Source organism: Kitasatospora sp. NPDC059722, from assembly GCF_042733235.1.
Taxonomy (GTDB): Bacteria; Actinomycetota; Actinomycetes; order Streptomycetales; family Streptomycetaceae; genus Kitasatospora.
The window spans coordinates 19,539-32,251 of record NZ_JBHWGD010000055.1; the positions used below are offsets into that span (position 1 = coordinate 19,539).

Here is a 12,713-nt window from a genome sequence, read left to right on the forward strand (position 1 = left end):
CTCACACGTCCTGCCGCCGTACCAGGACGACCGTCACCGCCACCGCGGCCACGCCCCACACCCCCATGGTGATCCAGGAGTCCAGCACGCTCGGCGCGTACTTCCCCATCGTGGTCGTCGAGTTCGGGTTGATGGCGAGCCGCTGCACGGTGGCCAGCGGCAGGTGGGTGCCGATCTCCTTGAGCCACCGGTAGCGGTCCCCGCCGAACATCATCGGCAGGATGAACAGCAGCATCACTAGCGAGACGATCGACGCGGTCGCGTGCCGCAGCAGCGCCCCCAGCGCCATCCCGATCAGCGCGCAGACCGGCACGATCGCCGCGTACCCGAGGACCGCCCGCAGGCAGCCGTCGTCGGTGATGGACAGCCCGACGTGCCGGGAGGCCAGCATCGCGTTGGTGGCGAAGAAGGAGACCACCGACACCACCGCCCCGGCGAGCGCGGTGATCCCGCCGATCAGCAGCACCTTGGCGCCGATCACCCCGCGCCGGTCGGGCACGGCGGCGAACGTGGTGCGGATCAGCCCGGTGGTGTACTCGCCGAAGACGGTGATCGCCCCGAGGCTGCCCGCCGCGACGGCCATCAGCGCGCTCGAAATGCTGCCGAGCCCGTGGTACAGCGGGTCGTACCGGTACGGCGGCATGCCGGGCATCCGCGCGGGCGGGTGGTCGATGTACGTCAGGTCGGTGTGGACGGCGTTGATGTTGACCGCGATCGCCACCAGCGAGGCCAGCGCGAGCACCCAGTAGGTGGACCGCAGCGAGCGGAGCTTGATCCACTCGGCGGCGAGCAGGTCGGTGAAGCGGTGCAGCGGCGCCTCGGGGTGAAGCGGCGCCGCGGGCTGGAGCGGGGCTGCGGGCTGAACGGTCACGGTACTCATCGGGCATCTCCGGCCAGGTACTCGACGCTGTCGGCGGTCAGGGACATGAACGCCGACTCCAGGGAGGACGTACGGGGGGCGAGCTCGTGCAGCACCACGCCGTGCCGCAGGGCCAGTTCGCCGATCCGGGCGGCGGGCAGGCCGGTCACCAGGCCGGCCTCCGGGCCTTCGCGCCGCACCTCGGCGCCCGCGTCCGTCAAGACCGGTACCAGTGAGGCGAGTTCGGGCGTCCGCACGGCCACGCCCGCCACCGCGTGCCGGGCCGAGAAGTCCGCGAGGCTCTCGTCGGCGATCAGCCGGCCCCGGCCGATCACGATCAGCCGGTCGGCGGTGTGCTCCATCTCGGCCATCATGTGGCTGGAGACGAAGACCGTCCGCCCCTCCTCCGCGAGCCGCCGGAACAGCCCGCGCACCCACAGCACGCCCTCCGGGTCCAGCCCGTTGAGCGGCTCGTCGAAGAGCAGCACCGGCGGATCGCCCAACAGCGCGCCGGCGATGCCCAGCCGCTGCTTCATGCCCAGCGAGTACCCGCCGATCCGGCGCCCGGCGGCCTTGCCGAGCCCGACCTCCGCCAGCACCTCGTCCACCCGCCCGAGCGGGATCCGGTTGCTGCGGGCCAGCGCCGCGAGGTGCGCCCGGGCGCTGCGCCCGCCGTGCACGTCCTGCGCGTCCAGCAGGGCGCCGACGTGCCGCAGGCCGCGCGGGCGCCCGGCGAACGGGACGCCGTCGACGGTGACGGTGCCGCCGGTGGGCGTGTTGAGCCCCAGGACCATCCTGAGGGTGGTGGACTTGCCGGCGCCGTTGGGGCCGAGGAAACCGGTGACGGTGCCCGGCCGGACGGTGAAGGACAGGTCGTCGACGGCGAGCTTGTCGCCGTACCGCTTGTTGAGTCGCTCGATCTCGATCACGGGGACAACGGTGCCGGTCGGAGCCGTGCACCGGCATCGGGCGACGGGACACACCGCGCGGCCCACGGGACACACCGCGCGACCGGTGCAGTGGCCCCGGGGATTAGGCCCGTGGGCCACTGTGCGGCGCACGGATGATCGATACGATCGGGCGATGATCATCGAAGCCCGCCCGCCACTGCTCCGGCGCCTGCCCCCGGGCGTGTGGGTGGCGGCGTTCTGGGCGGCCGTCGTCGTCTTCCGGTTCTTCACGCGCGCCGACGAACTGCGCCACCTCCTCACCTACGACGGCAACCCCGAGGACATGCCGCTCGTCGTCACGGCGGTCGTCACCACGTCCGTCGCCGCGCTGCTGGTGCGCCTGCCGCTCGCCGCCATCGCGGTGGCGCTCGCGGGCGGCCTCTTCTCGCTCGGCATGTGGAAGGTCCCCGAGACGACCGTCCTCCAGTTCCTGATCGCCGACGCCGTCGTCGGCTACTGCGCCGCCACCCGCACCCGGCTCGTCTCCCTCTGCGCCGCCGGGATGCCGCTCGCCATGCTCCTCGGACTGTTCCTCTGGGGCGCCCTCAACGGCTACCCCGTCAACCCGATGGCCTACGGCGGCATCGGCGCGACCGTTGCCATCGCCTGGCTCGTCGGCAACACGATCCACCAGAGCCGCCGCCACACCGAAGCCCTGCGCGGGCGCGCCACCGAACAGGCCGTCACCGCCGAACGGTTGCGCATCGCCCGCGAGTTGCACGACATGGTCGCCCACAACATCGGCATCATCGCGATCCAGGCCGGCATGGGCCGCCGCGTCATGGACACCCAGCCCGCCGAGACCCGCAACGCGCTCGACGCCATCGAGGCCACCAGCCGCGAGACCCTCGCCGGACTGCGCCGCATGCTCGGCGCGCTGCGGCAGGGCGAGGGCGAGTCCGCGCCGCTCGAAGTCGCGCCCGGACTGGCCGAGTTGGACCGGCTCGTGGCGAACACCGCGGTCGCCGGCGTCCGCGTCGCACTCACCCGCACCGGCGAGCCGCGCCACCTGCCCGCCGACGTCGACCTCGCCGCCTTCCGGATCGTCCAGGAGGCGGTGACCAACGTGGTCAAGCACTCCGGGACGAGGGACTGCCACGTCACCGTCGACCACCGCCCGGACGAGGTCGAGGTCACCGTCGTCGACCTGGGCGTCGGTGCCGGCGCGGGCGGCGGCTCCGGAGCCGGCCCGGGCCACGGCTCGGGCCCGGGGCGCGGATCCGGCACCGGCTACGGCATCGCCGGCATGCGCGAACGGGTCAGCCTGCTGAACGGCGAGTTCAGCGCCGGCCCGCGCCCCGAAGGCGGCTTCCGCGTCGCCGCCCGACTACCGCTCCCCGCGGACTTCCCCCTGGAGGTGGGACCGTGATCCGAGTCGTCCTGGTCGACGACCAGCCGCTCATCCGCACCGGCCTGCGCGTGCTCATCGCCGACACCCCCGACCTGGAGGTCGTCGGCGAGGCCGGCGACGGCGCCGAGGCCGTCGACCTCGTCACCCGGCTGCGCCCGGACGTCGCCGTCATGGACATCCGCATGCCCGGCGTCGACGGCATCGAGGCCACCCGCCGCATCGCCGCCGACCCCGGCGTGGACACCCACGTGCTCGTCCTCACCACCTTCGACGACGACGACTACGTGTACGGCGCGCTGCGCGCCGGCGCGAGCGGGTTCCTCGTCAAGGACCTCGCCCTGGAGACCATCCTCGACGGCATCCGCGTCGTCGCCGCCGGGGACGCCCTCATCGCGCCGAGCGTCACCCGCCGTCTGATCGGCGAGTTCGCCGCCCGCCCGCAGTCCGCGCCGACCCCGCGCCGGCCCGTCGCCTCGATCGTCACCGAACGCGAACGCGAGGTGCTCACGCTGGTCGGGCGGGGGCTGTCGAACGCCGAGATCGCCGCGGAACTCGTCATCAGCGTGGCCACGGCGAAGGCGCACGTCGCCCGGCTCTTCGCCAAACTCGACGCCCGCGACCGGGTCCACCTGGTCATCCAGGCCTACGAGTTCGGCCTCGTCGCACCGTAGGTCCCGACGGCGGCTCCGCGCCCCTATCCCCCCGGGCACGGCAAAGCGCCGGGGCGGGCCCGCACTGCCCGCCCCGGCGCCTGTTTTCCGGCGGCCTTCAGATGGTTCTCACGTGGTGCTCAGACGGTTGCCCGGATGGTTGCCCGGACGGGTGCCCGGACGGGTGCCCGGACAGTTCAGGGAACGACCGGGTGCGAGATCTCGCAGCCGCCCGCGCCGCCGTTGTAGTCGTTCGCCCAGGTGCCCTGCATCGCGAACGAGCCCGTCGCGAGCGTCACGTTCTGCGCGCCGCCCACGCCGCCGGTGCCCTTCCAGGCGCACTTGTCGGCGTTCTCGGAGCCGGACGAGTCGGTCCAGCCGCCGGCCGGGTTCTGGTCGGTGATGGTCTCGGAGTACTCGTGGCCGTACACCATCGTCACGCCGTCCAGCAGGCCCGCGGTGCCGGTGTTGACGTAGTTCTGGCCGCACGAGGTGCCCATGTCGGTGACGTACGGGTCGTTGGTGAACGCGATGTCGCCGTACGGGGAGGAGGCCGCGCCGCCGCTCAGGGTGGAGTCGCCGTTCCAGTCGTGCCAGGCGCAGAAGCTGCCGGAGGTGGTGTTGAAGCCGTCCGGGTGGGTGCCGGTGGGGGAGAGCACCACGTACTGGACGTTGCGGTTGGCCGCACCGGTGGTGTTGCCGAAGTGCCCGGCGGCCTTGATCGCCTCGTTGGCGATCTGGTTGCCGGTGGCCTGGCCCGGGGCGGCGGCCGACGGGTCGACCCAGACGCCGGCCAGCGCGCCGCCGGTCGGGTAGCCGACGTGGGCGGCGGTGGACGGGCAGGAGGTCGCGCCCTTGGTGATGCCCTCGCAGTACTGCGTCATGACGCCGGACCAGGTCTCGTTGTTCGTGCCCAGGCCCTTGAACAACTGCTGCGCGCGGACGGCGATGCCGCTCGGGTCACCCGAGAGCGTGGTGTAGCCGTTGGCGTCGGTGCCCTGGGTGCCCCACTGGGAGCCCCAGAAGACCAGGTACACCCTGGGAGCGCCGGTGGTGACGCCGATGCCGTCGACACCGCCGCCGTAGTTGAGGTTCGACGTGCGCTTCCCGGCCGCGGCGGCGCCGGCCTCCTTGGTGGGGACGACGCCGTGCCGGTACGGGTGGGTGTGCCCGGCGAACTCGCTGCCGGGCTGGTCCGCCTGCGCGGGTGCGGCGGCGGCGAAGCCGGCGGCGGCCAGCACCAGCGAGGAGAGGCCGGTCAGGACTCTGGAGGTGGGGGACATGCCCATCGTGAGGGTTCCTCTCTGCCGCCGGCGCGGAGGTGTGGGGTGCGCCGGCGGTTCATGGGGCCGAAAGGGTGGCCCGAAGCAAAGCAGAGCCGCTGAAAGCGGGTCAACGAGATCGGAAGCAAAGGAAACCCAGCCGTACCGTAGCGAACTCCAAAAGCGGGCAGGTCAGGGCACGTCCATGCGCGTAGCGACGCCTTCTATCAACATTCGGAGGGGAGTTCCGCAACAGTATGGAGACCGTCCACACAACACGTCGGGGCCCCGGCCGGGTTGGTCCTCCCGGCCGGGGTTCTCGCGCCTCACGTCAGTTGCCGGCGGGCGGCTCGGCGGCGGGCGGCTCGACGGCCGTGTTCTGGCCGGCGACGATCCGCCAGCCTTCGTCCTGCCGCGCGACGATGTAGAGCGTCGCCCCGCGCACGCCGTCGACCGGGTTGCCCGCCCGGTCGGTCGGCTGCTGGGCGACGTTCACCGCGATGACGTCGGGCGCGATCTCCAGCAGCTTGACGACGTCGTAGCGCGCGTAGGAGTCCGCGAGGAACCCCTTCAGCGCGGGCCCGCTGAACTCGGCGATCGACGCGCGGTCGTCCAGCCGCAGGCCGCGGGCGTTCGACCACGACGTCCGCCGCGCGAACTGCGCGGCCAGCGCGTCCCCGTCCTTCTCGTTGAACGCCCGCTCCAGCGCCTTCACCACCCCGGTCGCGGCCCGCCGCACGTCCTCCGGGACGGACCCCACCACCAGCACGTCGTTCGTCATGACCTGACCTCTCGCCTCTCGCCCGTCGCATCGACGGATCGGATGCGACCATTCGATGAGCTCAAGCGCCCTTGAGGTCAAGTGCCGTCCCGCGCAAGGAGTCCGGCCCCGGCACCACCAGCGCCGCGACCAGCGGGAACGCCACCACCGCCGCGTACGCCCACGCGTAGCCCGTCACGCCGATCAACGCACCGGCCGTCGGAGCGACGCCCGCCGCCACCGCGTTCTGCACCGTCGTGTGCACCCCCAGCGCGCGGCCCGCCCACGAACCGCCCGCGTACTCGGCCACCGCCGTGAACGACAGCCCGTTCGTCGACACCGTCACCACGCCCGCGGCCATCAACGCCACCGTCGCCGCCGCCGAGTGCGCGAACGCCCCCGCCGCCAGCACCGCCAGTACGCCGGCCGCCGTCAGCGCCAGACGCCGCATCGGCACCGTCCGGCTCCCCGCCCGGTCCGACCACCACCCGGCCGCCAACCGCGCCCCGGCCCCTGCCACCTGCACACCCGCCAGCACCGGACCGGCCGTCGACGGCGACCAGCCGCGCTCCTCCACCAGGAACACGAACGCGAACACGGACACCGTGAACTGCGGCACGACCAGCAGGGTCGCCGCACCGTGCAGCCGCCACAACACCGGCGTCCGGTACGGGTTCCCGCGCTTCTCCCCGGAGCCGCCCCCGACCCGCGCCGGGTCCCGCACCAGCACGACGACCAGCAGTGCCGCGGCCACACTCAACGCCCCGAGCACCGCCAGCGCCAAGGACCGTCCGTGTGCGGCCAACGGTGGCAGCAGGAGGGCCGCCAGCGCGACCCCCAACGGCAGCGACGTCTGCCGCAGCCCCATCGCCAACCCGCGCTCCCGCGCCGGGAACCACCCGAGGATCAACCGCCCGCTCGACGCGTGTGCCGACGCCCCGGCCGCCCCCGCGACCAGGAAGCACACCGCCAACCCGACCGTCCCGTGCACCGCCGACGCCCCCAGCAGCACCAGGCCCCCCACCCCGAGCCCCGACGCCAGCACCCACCGCTCCCCCCAGCGGTCGGCCGCCGCACCCCAGGCCGCGAGCGTCAACACCAACCCGATGGTGGGACAGGCCGCCACCAACCCCGCCTGCCCCAGGGACAACCCGCCCGCCCGCAAGGCCGGAATGAGGTACGGCAACCCGAACTGGAACGCACACCCCGAGGCCATCGCCACCATCCCGACGACCAACACCACCCACCGCCGCCCATCACCCATACCGCCCACCCAACCCGACCACCCCCACCCCGGCCACCCCCGCCCACCCAATGGACACCCCACCCGCAAAACATCGCCCACGCCGACTTCCCCCGCGCCGCAGCCCCAGCCGGCCCCACGTCGCTTCACCCGTGCCCTTGTCACCGGGCACGAGAAGTCGGCCGCCTCGACGTCCTACGCGCCGCGGCCCCAGGCGGTCCCGCGTCGTTTCGTCCGCCCCCATATCACCGGGCGTGAGAAGTCGACGTGCCCGACTTCCTGCGCGCCGCGACCCCAGCCGGCCCCACGTCGCTTCGTCCACCCCCTTATCGCCGGGCGTGAGAAGTCGGCCGCCTCGACTCCCTACGCACCTCAGCCCCAGCCGGCCCCGCGTCGCTTCGTCTACCCCCTTATCGCCGGACGCAGGAAGTCGGTGGGCCCGACTTCCTGCGCCCCACCTCGCCAACGGCTCCGCGTCCGGCAGTGTCGGTTCCACCTACTCTGCACGCTCTGCACGAAAAGTCGATGAGGCCGACCTTTCGTCAGCGCTCCGCTCATGGGCCCCCAATCGCCGGGCGTGAGAAGTCGACGTGCTCGACTTCCTGCGTGCCCCTGCCCCGGGTGGTCCCGCGTTGCTTCGCCTGCCCCCTCAACGGCTTGGCATGAGGAGTCGACTGGCCCGATCTTCCGCGCGTCACCCTGCCGCCAGCGGTGCCGCGTCGATTCGCCTAGCCCCCAACCACCGGACACAGGAAGTCGATTGGCTCGACTTCCTGTGTCCGGCAGGATCCGCTTTCCGACCGTGTTGCTTCCAACTGTTGGCCTGGGTGGCTGTGCCCGCTGGCCTGCGGGCGCGCGGCCGTCGGTTGGGACGGGTGTGCAGGGTGCGTGGGAGGTCGATTTGGCCGACTTCCTGTGCGGGCGCCTCCACTCCGCCCGCTGGCGCCCCGGGGTGGAGCTGCTTCTATTCGCCGGGCGCGGGAAGTCGGCGGGCTCGACTTCCTGCGCGCTGCTGTGCCGGGTGGCTCCGCGTCGCTTCGCCTGGCCCCCAGCGGCCAGGTACGAGAAGTCGACGGGCTCGACTTCCTGTGCGCCGCTGTGCCGGGTGGCTCCGCGTCGATTTGCCTGGCCCCAGCGGGCGGGCGTGAGAAGTCGACGGGGCCGACTTCTCGCGCACCAGCCTTCGCTGCCCCGGGCGGTTCTGTGTGGATTCGCATTCGGGAGGTCGACTTGGGCGACTTTCTGTGTGCTGCATGGCCCCGGGTGGTGTGGTGTTGATTCGTTCGATTCCCAGGGGGCGGGCGCCAGAAGTCGGTCGGCCCGACCTCCTGCGCGCGGTCTCAGGTGGGTAGGCGGCGGTAGGCGGTGGCCACCTTCAGGAGCCAGGTGATCTCCTCCTGCGGGGTGGCGCCGCCGGGGTGGGCGGGTTCGGGGGGCATGCCGGTGGCCGGGGGGTGGCCGGTGGTGTGGTGGTGGAGGGCGGCGTGGAACCAGGCGGCCTCGGCGCGCGCTCGGTCGCCCGGCGCGACCGCGGCGACCGCGGCGACCGCCGCGCCCGTGCCGGGGGCCGAGGACGGCAGGCCGTCCCGCAGGGCCAGTGCCGCGTCGCGGATCTCGAACGCCCGGTGGGCGACGTCCAGCGAGCGGTCGCCGAGGGCGAAGAGGTTGCGGACCCGTCCCGCCGGGGTGCCGAAGACGACCTGCGGCGCCGCCGCGACGAGGTCGGCCCAGAGGGGGTGGAGCCGCCACATGGCGTGCTGGTCGCGGACGTAGCGGCTCACCGTCCGCAGGGGCGGCATGGCGAGGCCGAGTACGAGCAGGACGGCCGCCGTGGCCGGCAGGAGCTCGCCGACGGGGTCGTACGGCGGGACGGGTTTCCCGGTGACGGGGTCGTGTGCGACGGCGGTGTGCGCCGCGATGTAGTACACCCGGTACAGGACGTACACCGCCCCGGTCCCGGTGCTCGCCGCCATCAGCCGGACGCCCGTCCGCAGGAGGCCGCGGGGCACGTTGAGCCGGTTCGACCAGAAGAGCCGGGAGGCGAGCAGTGTCGAGGCGAAGAAGAACAGGTAGTAGACGGTGAGGTAGAGCTGCACCGGCCGGTCGGCGTAGTGCGCGTCGATGCCGTCGGGCCCGATCTGCTCGTGCTTGAAGAAGAAGACCGACAGCACCGCCATCACCCCGCACGCCACGGCCGCCGCCGCGTGCCGGACCTTCGCCGAGCGGATGCCCGTCCCTGGCTTCCCGTGGATCGCGAAGACGTAGTCGAGCAGGCAGGTCGCCGCCGCGATGCCGAGGAGGTGCTTGATCAGGACGGACACCTCGGGCAGCCCGGTGCCGTCCTCCAGGAGGCGGGCGACGGGGGCGGGCCGGGTGGTGAGCGCGAGCGCCATCGCGGCCACGGTGCCCCAGAGGGCGCGGGTGGCGGGGGAGCGGAAGGCCCGGGGCGCGCGCCAGGCGACGGCGGTCCACAGGAGGGCGGGGACGAGGATCTCGAAGACGGAGCGCAGCATCCTCAGCCTCGCCCTCCCGCGGACCGCCGCCCGCGCCGGAGGGGTTCGACCGGGCTGAGCATGCTGTCGACGAGCCGTTGGGAGGATTCCGTGCGCGCGCGGTCGGTGCCCGCGAGGTCGGCGAGCAGCAGGGCTATCATCTCCGCCTCCTGTTCTTCGACGGTGGTGTAGCTCGTGCGGGCCAGGCCGAGGGCCCGGGCGACGAATTCGGGGGTGAGGTCCGGCAACAGACCGGTGAGGTGGCGCAGTTCGAGGACGCCGGTGTGCTCGCAGGCGACGTGCCCGAGTTCGTGGAGCTTGATGAGGTCCTGGTGGGCGGGGGTGGTGTGCCGTTCGTAGAAGACGACGTCGATGCTGGGGAGGGCGATCCACAGTCCGCAGGGGGCGTCGTGGCCGAGGGCGGGCAGGGGTTCCATGGCGATCGGCCGGCCCCGGTGGCGTTCGAGCGAGGCGCGGAAGCCCTCGACGGTGAACGGCACGGGCAGGTCGAGGGCGCCGAGGATGTTCTCGCAGCGCCTGCGGAGGCCGCGGGGAAGTGGCATGCGGGAAAACGTTCCTTCAGTCGGCGGCGATCGGCGAGCGGGCGCACGTGCAGGCGAGCGGGCGTACATGCGGGCGGGCGGGCACACGAGCAGGCGGAGGGCCTCAGTTCGCGTCCGAGCCGCTGAGGCCGTCTGCTCCCGACGCCCCTTCCTCCAGGGTCTTGAGCCGTTCGGCGAGGACGAGCAGCATGTTCAGGCTGTTGTCGGACAGTCCCGAGGCGCGCTTGACCAGGCTGACCACCCCGGAGTTGCCGAGGGCCTGCCGGAGGTCCCCGAACTTGTCGAGGCGGTCGAGCTGTTCGTCGACGTCGGCGGTCCTGTGGTCGTCCAGGAAGTAGGCCGCGCCCTGCCGGATGCCGAAGCCGCGGCCGAGCCAGTCGAGGGTGTCGACGGTCGGGTTGGGGCTCTGGCCCTTCTGCGTGACGCCGTGGTGGAGGTTGCGGATGGTGTCCTTGGAGATGACGTCGCGTCCGGCCAGGGTGTTGATGCGGTCGGCGAGTTCGCGGTAGGTGGGGGCGCGTCCGGCGGCCCGGGCGGCGTCGCGGGAGATCAGGTGGTCGATCTTGTCGGCGATGGCGCGGGCGCGGCGCGGCGGGTGTTCCGGCGCAGCGGGGTGGTCAGCGCCAGGGCGGTCGACGACGGGGTGGTCAGCGCCGTCCGGCTCGTGTTCGCGCACGTCACCCGCCCCTCCGATCGATCCGGGGCACCAACCTATCGCGGGGGCCCGGCCCGCTGAATCCCTACGGGCGGCCGAGTTCCGTGATCCGCATGATGCGCCCGTGCGAGTCGAGGACGACGTCGTACGTGTTGCCGTAGCAGCCGTAGGGGGTGGCAGGAGGGCGGGCGGCGAGACAGTCGTCGAGGTGGGTGAGGAGTTCTGGCAGCGGCACCGGTTTGGCGGGGTCGCCGTTCCGGCGGTCGACGAGGGCGGCGTCGACGCCGGCGGCGGCGAAGGAGTAGTGCATCGGGCGGCCGACGGGCTCGAAGCGGTTCGGCGAGCAGAGGTACCGGGTGGCCCGGGCGGTGAGCCCGGGGCCGTCCAGGGCGCCCGCGGCGTCCGCCGCCCCTGCGGGGTCCGCCGGGTCCGCGGCGACGACGAGCAGCACGGTGTGCCCGGGGTGCTCGCCGGCCGGCGAGCACGTGGCGGGGGCGGACGGCAGTGAGGGGACCGCCTCGACGGCGTCGTCACCGGCGTCCCCAGGGTCGCCGGCGTCCCCGGGGTCGTCGTCCGGGCCGCCGGACTCGCTGGACGCGCTCACGGCCGTCGGGTGCTCGTCGACGGGGGTGCAGGAGGCGAGTCCGGCGACGGTGAGGGCCACGGCGGTGCAGGAGAGGACGGCGGTGAGCAGGATGCGGGGCGTGGCCATGGCACCAGTCTCCCCGGCAACGTGGCGGACGTGTACATCCGGTCGTGGACGCGGACATCCGGTTACACGTGTGCGGGCCGGGGTGCGGTTCCCGCCCCCGTCGGATGTGCGGACCCGACGGGGACGGGAAGTTCAGGAGGGCCGGAAGTTCAAGAGGGCCGGAAGGCCAGGACGACCGGAGGCTCAGGGCCGGTTCACACCGCGACCGGCCGCCCGGCCTCGTACGCCTCCCGCACCCGCGCCTGCGCCCGTGCGTCGCCGCCCAGGTGGTCGAGCCCGAGCAGGGCCGCCCCGAGCACCGGAGGCGCGACGACGACCCGGGGTTCGGCCAGCGGCGCGGCCTTCGCGAGCCGTGCCGTGACGTTGTCGAGGAGCAGCGGCTGCCGGGAGGCGAGCACCCCGCCGCCGAGCACGACCGGGGCGGGCGCGTCGAGCAGCTGCAGCCGGGTGAGCGCGACGACGGCGAGCCGGACGATCTCGTCGGCCTGCCGGTCGACGAGCTCCCGCGCGGTCGGGTCCCCCGCGTCCGCGACGGCGAACAGCACCCGGACGATCTCGTGCAGCCGCGCCGCCGGCAGGTGCCCGAGGTGGACGGCCTCGGCGACGGCGCCGGCGCTGGGCAGCCCGTAGTGCTCGGCGATGGCCCGGGCGAGGGCGGTGGGTCCGCCGCGCCCGTCCTCGGCGCGCACGGCGTGCCACATGCTGTGGCCGGCGAGGCTGGCGCCGCCGCCCCAGTCGCCGGTGAGCTCGCCGAGGGCGGGGAAGCGCGCGGTGCGGCCGTCCGGGAGGAGGCCGACGCAGTTGATGCCGGCGCCGCAGACGACGGCGACGCCGCGCGGGCCGTCGGTGCCGGCGCGCAGCAGGCCGAAGGTGTCGTTGACGACGGTGTTGCTGACGCCCCAGGGGTGGGATTCCAGCGCGGTGCGCAGCGCCTCCTCCTCCACGGGGAGGTCGGCGTTGGCGAGGCACGCGCTGACATGGGTGGTCAGCCGGCCGGTCCAGGTGGGGTGCCCGGCCGCGCGCGCGGCCTCCTCGACCAGCGGGGCGAGGCCGGCGACGGCGGCCGCGCCGCCGATCTTCTGCGGTGCGAAGCCGCCGCCGCGGGCGGTGCCGAGGACGGTGCCGTCCGCGCCGATCAGGGCGACGTCGGTCTTGGAGTTGCCGGCGTCGATGGCGAGCACGCCGGGCAGGAGTGGTTCGGGCTGGTGGGTCATCA

The 12,713-nt window shown here is 73.4% G+C and carries 12 protein-coding genes; 2 read left to right on the forward strand and 10 right to left on the reverse strand.

Annotated features, from left to right (window positions below; translation table 11 throughout):
* Position 1 precedes the first annotated feature (1 nt).
* Both ACFV4F_RS29320 and ACFV4F_RS29325 read right to left on the reverse strand, forming a co-directional pair.
* On the reverse strand, positions 2 to 880 hold the full coding sequence (locus ACFV4F_RS29320; RefSeq protein ID WP_380506903.1) for an ABC transporter permease: 879 nt from the start codon (positions 878 to 880) through the stop codon (positions 2 to 4).
* Positions 877 to 1,788, reverse strand: a complete 912-nt coding sequence (locus ACFV4F_RS29325) for an ABC transporter ATP-binding protein (RefSeq protein WP_380506906.1) — start codon at positions 1,786 to 1,788, stop codon at positions 877 to 879. The genes ACFV4F_RS29320 and ACFV4F_RS29325 overlap by 4 nt, the downstream gene beginning before the upstream one ends.
* A gap of 154 nt (positions 1,789 to 1,942) precedes the next feature.
* On the opposite strand from ACFV4F_RS29325, the gene ACFV4F_RS29330 reads away from it, so the two are divergent.
* Entirely contained in the window at positions 1,943 to 3,178 is a 1,236-nt protein-coding gene (locus tag ACFV4F_RS29330; RefSeq protein ID WP_380441945.1) for a sensor histidine kinase, read from the forward strand.
* Positions 3,175 to 3,831, forward strand: a complete 657-nt coding sequence (locus ACFV4F_RS29335; RefSeq protein ID WP_380441947.1) for a response regulator — start codon at positions 3,175 to 3,177, stop codon at positions 3,829 to 3,831. Before ACFV4F_RS29330 ends, ACFV4F_RS29335 begins: the two co-directional genes overlap by 4 nt.
* 176 nt (positions 3,832 to 4,007) lie before the next feature.
* Here ACFV4F_RS29335 and ACFV4F_RS29340 read toward each other — a convergent pair whose 3' ends face one another.
* From ACFV4F_RS29340 to ACFV4F_RS29375, 8 genes are all read right to left on the reverse strand, one after another.
* The gene (locus tag ACFV4F_RS29340) at positions 4,008 to 5,099 is read right to left on the reverse strand and encodes a hypothetical protein (protein ID WP_380506909.1); all 1,092 of its coding nucleotides are present in this window, start codon (positions 5,097 to 5,099) and stop codon (positions 4,008 to 4,010) included.
* A gap of 304 nt (positions 5,100 to 5,403) precedes the next feature.
* On the reverse strand, positions 5,404 to 5,853 hold the full coding sequence (locus ACFV4F_RS29345) for an SgcJ/EcaC family oxidoreductase (protein ID WP_380506912.1): 450 nt from the start codon (positions 5,851 to 5,853) through the stop codon (positions 5,404 to 5,406).
* Between the two features lie 61 nt (positions 5,854 to 5,914).
* A complete protein-coding gene (locus tag ACFV4F_RS29350; RefSeq protein ID WP_380441953.1) occupies positions 5,915 to 7,096 on the reverse strand; it encodes an MFS transporter in 1,182 nt (393 codons plus the stop codon).
* A 1,319-nt stretch (positions 7,097 to 8,415) separates the two neighbouring features.
* On the reverse strand, positions 8,416 to 9,588 hold the full coding sequence (locus ACFV4F_RS29355; RefSeq protein WP_380506914.1) for an MAB_1171c family putative transporter: 1,173 nt from the start codon (positions 9,586 to 9,588) through the stop codon (positions 8,416 to 8,418).
* 2 nt (positions 9,589 to 9,590) lie between these two features.
* A complete protein-coding gene (locus tag ACFV4F_RS29360; protein ID WP_380506917.1) occupies positions 9,591 to 10,130 on the reverse strand; it encodes a hypothetical protein in 540 nt (179 codons plus the stop codon).
* 103 nt (positions 10,131 to 10,233) lie between these two features.
* Complete coding sequence (locus ACFV4F_RS29365; RefSeq protein WP_380506920.1) at positions 10,234 to 10,806, reverse strand: hypothetical protein; 573 nt, start codon at positions 10,804 to 10,806, stop codon at positions 10,234 to 10,236.
* A 64-nt stretch (positions 10,807 to 10,870) separates the two neighbouring features.
* Positions 10,871 to 11,497, reverse strand: coding sequence for a hypothetical protein (locus ACFV4F_RS29370; protein WP_380506923.1), 627 nt, complete (start codon positions 11,495 to 11,497; stop codon positions 10,871 to 10,873).
* 194 nt (positions 11,498 to 11,691) lie between these two features.
* A complete protein-coding gene (locus ACFV4F_RS29375) occupies positions 11,692 to 12,711 on the reverse strand; it encodes an N-acetylglucosamine kinase (protein ID WP_380441962.1) in 1,020 nt (339 codons plus the stop codon).
* Between the last annotated feature and the right edge of the window lie 2 nt (positions 12,712 to 12,713).

Excerpts from the sequence above, each read along its gene's own strand:
- ACFV4F_RS29320 (WP_380506903.1), bottom strand. The coding sequence starts at position 880 with ATGAGTACCGTGACCGTTCAGCCCGCAGCCCCGCTCCAGCCCGCGGCG.
- ACFV4F_RS29330 (WP_380441945.1), top strand. The coding sequence starts at position 1,943 with ATGATCATCGAAGCCCGCCCGCCACTGCTCCGGCGCCTGCCCCCGGGC.
- ACFV4F_RS29340 (WP_380506909.1), bottom strand. The coding sequence starts at position 5,099 with ATGGGCATGTCCCCCACCTCCAGAGTCCTGACCGGCCTCTCCTCGCTG.
- ACFV4F_RS29345 (WP_380506912.1), bottom strand. The coding sequence starts at position 5,853 with ATGACGAACGACGTGCTGGTGGTGGGGTCCGTCCCGGAGGACGTGCGG.
- ACFV4F_RS29350 (WP_380441953.1), bottom strand. The coding sequence starts at position 7,096 with ATGGGTGATGGGCGGCGGTGGGTGGTGTTGGTCGTCGGGATGGTGGCG.
- ACFV4F_RS29355 (WP_380506914.1), bottom strand. The coding sequence starts at position 9,588 with ATGCTGCGCTCCGTCTTCGAGATCCTCGTCCCCGCCCTCCTGTGGACC.
- ACFV4F_RS29360 (WP_380506917.1), bottom strand. The coding sequence starts at position 10,130 with ATGCCACTTCCCCGCGGCCTCCGCAGGCGCTGCGAGAACATCCTCGGC.
- ACFV4F_RS29370 (WP_380506923.1), bottom strand. The coding sequence starts at position 11,497 with ATGGCCACGCCCCGCATCCTGCTCACCGCCGTCCTCTCCTGCACCGCC.
- ACFV4F_RS29375 (WP_380441962.1), bottom strand. The coding sequence starts at position 12,711 with ATGACCCACCAGCCCGAACCACTCCTGCCCGGCGTGCTCGCCATCGAC.